The organism is Bacillus sp. JJ1532, from assembly GCF_036965085.1.
In the GTDB taxonomy this organism is placed as follows: Bacteria; Bacillota; Bacilli; order Bacillales; family Cytobacillaceae; genus Cytobacillus.
This window is the reverse complement of the sequence record NZ_JBALOW010000130.1, coordinates 1-6634: the sequence shown is the minus strand read 5'-3', so window position 1 is coordinate 6634 and position 6634 is coordinate 1. Positions and strand designations below refer to the sequence as shown.

The 6634-nt window shown below is 37.6% G+C and carries 5 protein-coding genes; 1 reads left to right on the top strand and 4 read right to left on the bottom strand.

What is annotated here, in order from left to right:
- Window positions 1-169 precede the first annotated feature (169 nt).
- Window positions 170-490, top strand: a complete 321-nt coding sequence (locus V7122_RS25070) for a winged helix-turn-helix transcriptional regulator (RefSeq protein WP_335488487.1) — start codon at window positions 170-172, stop codon at window positions 488-490.
- 124 nt (window positions 491-614) lie between these two features.
- Here V7122_RS25070 and V7122_RS25065 read toward each other — a convergent pair whose 3' ends face one another.
- The 4 genes from V7122_RS25065 to allW form a co-directional block, all read right to left on the bottom strand.
- Window positions 615-1898 (bottom strand): MFS transporter, encoded by a 1284-nt coding sequence (locus V7122_RS25065; RefSeq protein ID WP_335529912.1) that lies wholly within the window; start codon window positions 1896-1898, stop codon window positions 615-617.
- A 72-nt stretch (window positions 1899-1970) separates the two neighbouring features.
- A complete protein-coding gene (locus V7122_RS25060) occupies window positions 1971-3302 on the bottom strand; it encodes an allantoinase (RefSeq protein ID WP_335529910.1) in 1332 nt (443 codons plus the stop codon).
- A 79-nt stretch (window positions 3303-3381) separates the two neighbouring features.
- Window positions 3382-4737: an allantoinase AllB gene (gene allB / locus V7122_RS25055; RefSeq protein WP_335529907.1), complete on the bottom strand. Its 1356-nt coding sequence runs from the start codon at window positions 4735-4737 to the stop codon at window positions 3382-3384.
- Window positions 4738-4873: 136 nt separating this feature from the next.
- Entirely contained in the window at window positions 4874-6337 is a 1464-nt protein-coding gene (gene allW / locus V7122_RS25050) for an allantoin permease (RefSeq protein WP_335529904.1), read from the bottom strand.
- Between the last annotated feature and the right edge of the window lie 297 nt (window positions 6338-6634).

The window sequence follows — 6634 nt, the reverse complement described above, 5'->3', positions numbered from 1 at the left end:
AAATATAACTAGTAGGTTATTTAATATTAACGAAAGTGATTTTGTAACGCATAAAAATTAGGAATTTTCATTTATAATTAAGGAAATATATGATAAAATTTTATAAAGATTAACATTAATTTAGGTTATTATTAATATACAAACACATTTTATTCTGGAGGTGAAATTAATGATTGAGCATGCAAGTCAGAAGCAATTATGTAATAAAGTTGAACAATCTTATCACCTGATTAGCAAAAAGTGGATAGGGCTTATTATCCACACACTGATGGAAGAACCAAAAAGATTTAGTGAAATCCACGCCTATATTCCTGATTTAAGTAAACGCGTGCTAAATGAACGCATGAAAGAACTTGAAGAAGATGGACTCGTGATTAGGAATGTGATCACCGACCGCCCTGTTAGGACAGAATACTCCTTAACTAGAAAGGGGACTGAATTGGGAAAAGCACTTCTTACAATTGAAACTTGGGCTGAAAAGTGGCTATAATCATTATTGCAATCTTTCCTTATCTAGTACTTCATCATTTTTCTTCCAATCAAAAGGGGCTATAAACAGTGAAATCCCCCTGTTATAACCCCTTTTTTAATATGATAGATCTTACAACCTGCAGTTAAATACTTTCCAACTTACCCGTTTCTTTTACTTTTGGGCCTTCTTTAAAGAACATCATTAGCACAAACCCTACAGCAAGTACAATGACCGCTGAGAAAAATCCCATAGCCATACTGCCTGTTTTATCAGCAAGAAAACCAACAAACCAAGGGGCGATAACCGACGACATCATACCCATAAAATTAAAGAGACTGAAGGCAAGCCCATACGCTGATTTATCAACATTTTCAGAAACAGATGCGATCAGAATCGGATCAAGCGCAATCTTACCAAATAACCCATAAATCAATAATGCTGTGATTAATAATGCAGTATCCTGAACATAGACAGTTGCCCACAATGCTATTGCCGCAATGGGAAGCAGCACAAAAGCAAAAGGCTTCTTCCGACCTAAGCGATCCGAAATATAACTTGCGATAAGCGCCCCTGGTATCGAAGCCAATGGGACTAAGGCCGATATCAAACCAACTTGACTGCCTTGGAATCCTCTTTCGGTCTCCAAAAACTTCGGCAACCATGTAACAATGACGGAAAAGCCGTAAATGGAACAAAATAAAACTAGGAAGGTAATCAAAAGATTGCGGTTTTTAAGTAAAGATAAAACCGAAACTTTTTCTCCTTTATTCGGCGAATTTTCTAATCGTTCACTTTCTTTAAGTGCCATATCTGGATTTTTTTCTTTTACTAACACCGAAATATGGATTCCGACAAGTACCGTTAACACACCGAAAATATAAAATGGAACGCTCCAACTCATTCCTTTGTCTAAAACTAATGTGCTCGACAAGACAAAACCTAAAGCAATCCCTATCCCTGATCCGCTGTTAATAATTGCACTTCCTATAGTTCTGCGTTTTTCAGGAATCGCTTCAGATGATAGAGCAAATTGGGGACCATAATATGTGGCTGAAGAAAATCCCGCAATTGCACGAGCCACCATAAAGCCAGTGAAGCCAGCCATGAGGCCACTGATGCCTGTCAAAACTCCATATAAAACAAACCCAATTACAAGCAATTTTTTCCTGCCAAATTTATCACTGAAAGCTCCTGCTGGAACTTGCGCGATCGTGTAAGTCAGAAAGAATATACTATTGACCAGTCCAAGCTGGCTATTATTCAGGTTATACTCTAAGCCAATATTCCCTAAAATAGGATTCAAAAAATATTTATTGGCATTTATGAACATCCATCCTAACGTGAATGCAATAACCACTTTCCACCAATATGGAATCATAAATTTCTTGCTCTTTTGCCCTTCATGATGTATTGCCATTGGTGCCATAAAAATAACTCCCCTTCATTTTAATTATTACTGCAGGGAAGTTAAGTTATAAAAAACCATTCCCCTACATTTTTATTTTTTTATTGGTTCGCCATTTTCGAACACTACTTTACCACCAACAATTGTTGTCTTCACTTTCCCTTTAAATGTCATACCGACATAAGGTGAGTGCTGATGACGGTAAAACAAATCTTCCTTCTTCAGTTCAAAGCTTTCATTCAAGTTGACAATTGCCAAATCCGCATCATAATCAACGGCAATTGTTCCTTTAGTTGAAAGTCCGAACAATTTTGCTGGGTTTGTAGCAGTTAATTCGACAATTTTTTCTAATGGGAGATTTCGTTTAAAATGCCCTTCAGTCAACATGATATTCAAGGTAGACTGAGCTCCCGAAATACCTCCCCATCCTTCAAAAAAGTTGTCTGTTATTGTTTTCATGGATGCCGGTGCTGGTGAATGATCAGATGCGATGACGTTAATTTCGCCGTTAGCAACTGCCACCCATAAATCCTCTACTTCTTCTTCATCTCTTAATGGAGGGGCACATTTCGCCATTGCTCCTTTTTCTTCTAAATCTTTTACTGTCAACGATAAATAATGCGGGCATGTTTCAACCGTTACATTTACGCCTCTTTGTTTTGCATCGTTAATCACTTCGACTACTTTGCGGCTGCTTGCATGGACAATATGAAGTTTACAACCAGTTGCTTCTGCATAGGAAATAATTCTTCTAACCGCTTCAATTTCCGAAATAATTGGTCGTGATTCAACAAAGTCTCTTGCAGTTGTTTTGCCTTGACTTTGCTTTTCTTGCGCAAGCTGTTCAGTAATAACCGTACTTTCAGCATGAACAGCTAAAAGAGAACCTAAGGATGCAATCTCTTTCATCCCCTTATAAATGGTTTCATCATCAACATTATTGAAATCCACAATTCCACTTGGTGACATAAATGCCTTAAATCCGATTACGCCATTTTCATGAAGATCCTTTAAATCGTCAATATTTTCTGGTACAAGTCCTCCCCAGAAACGAGGATTAACGATTGACTTTTCAGCGGCAGCAGTGCTCTTCAGCACTAAATTTGCTTTATTAATTGTCGGTGGCGTACTATTCAACGGCATATCAAAGAATGTTGTAACTCCTCCGGCAGCTAAGCTTCTGCTTCCTGTCTCTAGTCCTTCCCACTCTGTTCTGCCTGGTTCGTTAAAATGGACATGTGTGTCAATTAAACCTGGCAGGATATGAAGTCCTTGTGCGTCAATCTCATTAACTGCTGTTGCCTCTATTGACTTGCCAATTGAGACTTCCTTAATTTTCCCTTCCTTAATTCCTATATCCCCTTGAACAATTGAATCTGCAGTAACGATCGTCCCGTTTTTAATAATTAAATCGTATTTAACCATGTTTCTTTCCCCCATTTTTTCCATTACCCTTGCCGATTTTTCAGCAAGGGTAAAAATTTTTATTGATCCCTTGGATTAATTATTTAGCAGAAATAAGCTTACCTACAGGAGCTCCTACAATCCCTTTTTCTAAATCGAAAACGACGTTTCCGCGAACAATTGTTTTTGTCACACGACAGTCAATTTTTCTGCCTTCATATGCACTATGTTTGTTTTTGTAGTAAAGGTCTTCTCTTTTAACAACATATGATTGGTTAGGATCCACCAAAATAATATCCGCATCTTTCGAAACGGCAATTTCACCTTTATTTGACAAATTAAATCGTTCAGCCGGATTAGCAGCAATTAAATCAACAAACTTCTGTACTGGTAATCCACGTTGTTTTACAGCTAAATCAAACATTAGGTCAACATTATTTTGTGCTCCGCTAATTCCGCCCCATGCTTCCCAAAGATTTCCTTGCTTTAAGTCCTCAGTACAAGGCGAATGGTCAGATGTGAGCCAGTCGATATTCCCGTTAAGAAGCTCATCCCATAATTTCGCTTGATCTTCTGCTTTTCTGATTGGAGGCTGACATTTTGCTCTAGGACCAATTTCATCAACTTGTTCAGCAGTAAAGGCAAAATAGTGTGGGCAAGATTCAACTGTTACATCTACACCTTCTCTACGAGCTTGTAAAATAGCTTGAACAGCCTCTGAAGTACTAATGTGAACTAAATGTAATTTACAACCAGTTTCTTTAGCAAAAAGGATCGCACGTTGAACAGCGTCCACTTCTGTAAAAACAGGGCGTGATTCCGCATATTCTACTCCAGAGTTTTTGCCTTCTCTCGCAAATTCTTTAGCAAGACCAGATGTAACCGATGGATTTTCCGCGTGAATGCATAGCAACTGATCTAATTCCGCTAATTTTTGCATACCTTTATATAATGTGTAATCATCCACATTTGTGAAATCACCTGGAACATCGCTCGTGATATCAGATAAGAAGCATTTAAAAGCAAGAACACCTGCATCTGCTAGTTCTTCCAACTCGTCTAGGTTCTCTGGCACGAGACCGCCATAGAAAGCATAATCAACATAGTTTTGATTGCTTGCAGCTTCAAGTTTTAAGTCTAGAGCCTCTTTATTAATTGTTGCCGGGAGTGCGTTTAATGGCATCTCCACGTAACTTGTCGTTCCACCTGCCGCTAATGCTTTCGATCCTGTTTCAAAGCCTTCCCATTCTGTACGGCCTGGTTCACTGATGTGAACATGGGTATCAATCATTCCTGGCATGACATACTGTCCATTCGCTTCAATAATTTCTTTTGCATCTTCAGTAATTTGCTCCGCAATGCATGAAATTTTTTCGTTTTTTATGCCAATATCAACTTTACGAACACCATCCCGGAAGACAACATTTCCACCTTTAATTAGTAAATCAAATGTCATTATAAAAACCCCTTTCGATAAAAATAAAATTTATACCCACCGTCAAAATTGCCTATTTTTTGACATTCCCCTAGCCGCATTTCTTTAAAAATTGCCGCTAACACCCTAGTTTATATAGATAAACCCTTATTTCTAGCTACTTTTCTTCATTCAATTTCATCTGTTTTGAAAACTTAACAGCTTTACTATTAGGTAACTCAAGTAAAGCGTAAATAATAAAAGCAGAAATAATTCCTACAAACCACGAAATATCAGAAAGCGGTTTAAAGATTGGAACGAAATTCCCGATTAAGGAAAGCACGCCAGCAACAGTTAATGTAATAATGGCGTTCACATTAAAACCATTTTTATAATTGTATTTACCGTTTTTGGAATACAATTCGCTCAAGTCTATTTCTGTTTTTGTAACTACAAAATAATGAGCTAGCATGATACCCGTGATTGGAGCTAATAGGCCGCCGATCATATTTAAGAATGTAAAAATACTCGTCGCGTTCGCCATAAGTTTCCAAGGCATGACAACAATTCCTAATACAGCCGCGATTGTTGCTCCCGACTTAAAAGTTAGTTTTTTCGGGAATAGTGATGCTAGTTGGTAACCTGCAGGAACAATATTACCTGTTACGTTCACCGATAATGTTGTTAAAGCTAGTGTAAGAACAGATATTGCTATTGCAAAAGAACTATCAAATCGGGCAACTACATCAAGTACATTCCAAATTGGTGTACCAAAGGCAATTTCAGAGCCTACAATAATCGAAATACTTGCGATGGCAAACAATAAATAGGTCACAACTAAACCTAATGTTTGGCCAATAGCCTGATCCTTCGTAGAGCGAGCCAATCTTGTGAAGTCAGATACATTTACAATTGGAGCTGCCCAAGCAGCAATTATTACAGTAATAGCTGCTAAAAAGACAATTACTTTGTTTCCGCTGACTCCTGCACCTGTATAAGCTAAGATCGGGCCAACGCCGCCAGCTAATTTAATTGCCCAAATCGCCATACCGCCAAAAACTATATAAACAAGTGGAGAAAGGATATTTGTAAATTTACTTAATAACCCCATTCCTCCATAAATTAAAGCAACATTGAATAACCAGAATAATAGAAACGAAATTAACGCTGGCAACGACAATCCTAAAAGATTCCAATCCCCGCCTAACGTTAAATACGTTGGCCAAAGCTTTCCGATTAGAATTGATAACGCTTGACTTCCTGCATATGTTTGAAATCCAAACCACATGATTGCGCTAATAACACCTCTTAGCACACCTGCAATCATGGCACCCTTAGTACCAAACGATGTGCGTAAGAACATTGAGAATGGTAACCCGTATTTTGATCCAGCATGACCGTTAAAAACCAGTGCTGCTGCTAGTATGATTGACGCAAATATAATTGCGGCGAATACTTGTCCTGCTGACATCCCTAAGGCAAAAAGTCCACCAATGGCAATATAGTTAGGGATATTGTGAACGGATCCCATCCATATTGTTGCATAATTTCCGATCTTCCAATTTCTATCTTCTGGCTTCGGCGGCAACACGTCTTCGCTAAAACCAGCTGCTTTTAATTGTTCACGATTGATTTGTTTCATCTTTAATCCCCCTTGATTATGCCGAATTTACATTTTGATCATTAATCTATTAGTCAATCTACTAAATGTGCCGCTTTATTTGTTAAAATACTTATTCTTACTACCTCCTTCTGAATTACCAGGTTACTAATTGTAACAAGTGAACTTTATATACACATATTATACGGATGTTCATAATACGTCAACAAAAATGTGTCTATTTTGTGAAAATGTTTTAAAACCATTTAAAACAATCGCTTTATGCTACAGTAAAAATTGATTTTTCAAAAAAACAATAATATAAACAATTTATACTAA

Coding starts and splice junctions, on each gene's coding strand:
- V7122_RS25070 (WP_335488487.1), top strand. CDS start 170: ATGATTGAGCATGCAAGTCAGAAGCAATTATGTAATAAAGTTGAACAA.
- V7122_RS25065 (WP_335529912.1), bottom strand. CDS start 1,898: ATGGCACCAATGGCAATACATCATGAAGGGCAAAAGAGCAAGAAATTT.
- V7122_RS25060 (WP_335529910.1), bottom strand. CDS start 3,302: ATGGTTAAATACGATTTAATTATTAAAAACGGGACGATCGTTACTGCA.
- allB (WP_335529907.1), bottom strand. CDS start 4,737: ATGACATTTGATTTACTAATTAAAGGTGGAAATGTTGTCTTCCGGGAT.
- allW (WP_335529904.1), bottom strand. CDS start 6,337: ATGAAACAAATCAATCGTGAACAATTAAAAGCAGCTGGTTTTAGCGAA.